General features: G+C 42.1%; 1 protein-coding gene and 1 pseudogene. Both read right to left on the minus strand.

The features are described from left to right. Positions 1 to 505: 505 nt before the first annotated feature. Positions 506 to 640 (minus strand): hypothetical protein, encoded by a 135-nt coding sequence (locus tag B9T16_RS27430; protein ID WP_286131321.1) that lies wholly within the window; start codon positions 638 to 640, stop codon positions 506 to 508. A gap of 551 nt (positions 641 to 1,191) precedes the next feature. Next, a pseudogene (locus tag B9T16_RS27435) lies at positions 1,192 to 2,595 on the minus strand (recombinase). Positions 2,596 to 2,996: the final 401 nt, after the last annotated feature.

Here is a 2,996-nt window from a genome sequence, read left to right on the forward strand (position 1 = left end):
GATTTTACTCCTCCTAAGTTCACCTGGACGGTAAATTTTGCGATTTCTTAAAATGGGATTGACCTTGAGTTTCCTGCCTTGCTCGTTTTAAGCCCGAGCGTTGGAACATATAAACAGTTAAGGGGTAACTGGGTTGAATCAGTTGATTCCCCTCTAGGAGGTTATTTCGAGCATTGCAGCCCTATTTCACTCCTAAACGTCTCGCACGTATTTTTCATTTATAGACTATAATTTATAGACTATAAATCGTTTATATGAATGCTCACCCTATCATGTCCAGATATTACCCAGAACTACTTTACCCCTAACAGATAGCTTTACCTACAACCTACGGCTAAGATTTTGGCTTAGGGTGTTTATTAGGGGTACTGGGTTTTGAACGAAATGAATACCCCTATAAATTGGAGACTTGCTGAGGATTATGTAGGTATCAGCGAGAGATGACGAAACAAGTCACCAGTTGAAAAGTTGTTTGGGGGTATCGCTTCAGTATGTCATAGCCAGGTTAGTCGTGATTATGCGATCGCATTTTGTTGGTAGCGAGTAGGCTCCTCAAGATTTCACCAATAATCTGACTCCCATAGGGAACCAGGTAGGCGGTCTGATATCTTTGTACATTGATAGGAGTATCGTTGTACATTGATAACCTAGTGGGTTCCCCCTACGGCTACCTACGGCTATCGTGTTGATTTTGAAACATACCCTCCCCCCCAACCGAAACAAACACTCTTGGGGGTGCGACCGACGTGATAGCAGTCAATGGTGAGGAACGAACCGATAGGCTTGCCATTGACGGGTATCACAAGGGAGTTACCCTATCGGTGTTTGGTTGGGGGGTGGTATGGGTATTTGACAGATTGATTAAGTTGTGCTTATTGATTAACCCGTCAATAATTAAGATTTGTTGCTGAGGGATATGCGCTAATTGTCCCGTGTGCTAAGACTGAGTTGAGTGTATTTTGTGTGTGACGGTACGACTATCGGGTTAAGTAAATTCCCGCTATCGCCGTCAGGATAAGGAAATAGAAAAAACGGGACTGACGGGGCTCGAACCCGTTTTATAGCCTATAACCCCTATTCTACCGTTACTCTAGTGCACTCAAAAGCGATCGCACATTTAGGAGTTAGTGCAAAAGGAAAACCCCCTAGGTATTTAGCCTAGAGGGTATTGTGTTGTGGGTTTATTGGGGATTAATCATCAAGCTGGTAAAGAGCTCTGATAATTGCCTTAACCTCTGGTAGGTCTGGATTAATGCCGATATTAATCAGGACTTGTTTCCCCATCTCTAGCGGTAATGGTTGCCTTTGATGTCTTGTTAGGATGCCTAACTCTGTCGCAAGATGGCGACGTTTTTTGTACTTGCCATCATTAACTGACACCGAGTGACCAAACGAACGCGCTCTGATTTCCTGTGGTATCCCGTTCATCTCCCCTAGTTGGTTTCCAAGGTGTCGAAAGGCATAGGCTTGAGTTAGTCCCCAATTATGTCGTGATAACTAGTTGCGATGATTATTATTAAACATTTTTGGATTTTTAGACTCAGTAACAGGTAGATAAACGTTATGAATCCCTAGGCGGTTAATTAGAACCTTGTCTTTACTCATTGGGATAGCTAACCGCCAACCCGTTTTGGTACTGCCGCCAAAATTAGTAAACTCACCAATCACTAACACTAACTCAGTGTTATTGGGGTCTGAGATAGCCGGAAAAGTAATACCATCAATCTTAACTGGCTTAGTTAAATTTTGACCTGCTGCTACTTCAGACGGTCGTAATCCGTATAGGGTACACATTGCACTAACCCAACACCAACCATCACGCGCATTATTGTCTACAGATGTTCTGTAGTCAGTGTTGCGTTTTTTATCTAACAAGCCTAGCAAGGTATCTAAATCTACACTTTGAGACTCCGTAAATACTGTTTGGGTTGGGTCAATTTTTTCTAGCTTGTCCAGTGCTTTTTTGCAGCCAGCCCGTTCCGCTACCTGCCTTAACTTGTAATATCGGTCTTTAAAATCCTTGTGCCCCACCGGACTGCTACCGTCTTTTAATGGAGTATACAAGGCTTCTTTTATACCCTCCCAAGTGACGTAACTATCCCAGTCTGTAACTTTGTCAAATACATCTAAGAAACACCGTTTAAATGAAGCTCTGTCACTAGCCATATCGCGAGAGCGCTTCCGTTTAGTGTTCTTGTGTACCCCATTAAAGTAATCATCTTCCATCTCTTTAAACACTTGGCGATAGGTGATTAAGTCGTTTTCCAAAGGGGTTTTGTTTTCATCAAGGATAGTAGCCTTGTACCAGTCGAGCCATTCAGACACCGACTGAAATTGTCCGTCAAGGGATTTATGAACTAACCAGGCCTTATCAACGGCCTTACGGATACCCTCAAAAGTGAACTGACAATTACATCCTCGCTGCTTACGCCCTCCCGTCTCCGGGTCAGTAGTGATGTCTAGCTGAATTGTCCCCCGGTTACGCTTAATCCTGACACCTTTGGGACATTGTTTGCGGGATAGGTTGAAAAACTCAAGAATATCCTCAAAGCCTTGATATGTACCACTATGTGTACTGTTTGTACTTGCACTCATTTGGCACTAACTCCTAAATGTGCGATCGCTTTCGAGCGCATTATAATGGCGGTAGAATAGGGGTTATAGGCTATAAAACGGGTTCGAGCCCCGTCAGTCCCGTTCTAAATAATTAACAATTAATAATTAACAATTAATAATTAACAATTAATAATTAATGCTGCGCCGTTAATTGATGGATAAATAATTAAGGATTAACAATTAATAATTGATGCTGCCCCGTTGATTGATTTGTAAATAATTAAAAATTAACAATTATTAAAAATTAACAATTAATAATTAATGCTGCCCCGTTGATTGATTTCTGGGAAGGCAATGGGCAATGGGCGATGGCTGGGGATAAAATCATCAATGCGATCGCGCTTATTATAGGTTTAATTCAAGCATTTTCTGGGATGCGA

It is taken from the genome of Arthrospira sp. PCC 8006 (assembly GCF_046480465.1).
Classification (GTDB): Bacteria; Cyanobacteriota; Cyanobacteriia; order Cyanobacteriales; family Microcoleaceae; genus Limnospira; species Limnospira platensis.

Bases quoted from the DNA above. Each gene is read 5' to 3' on its own strand.
- B9T16_RS27430 (WP_286131321.1), bottom strand. From the start codon at position 640: ATGTACAACGATACTCCTATCAATGTACAAAGATATCAGACCGCCTAC.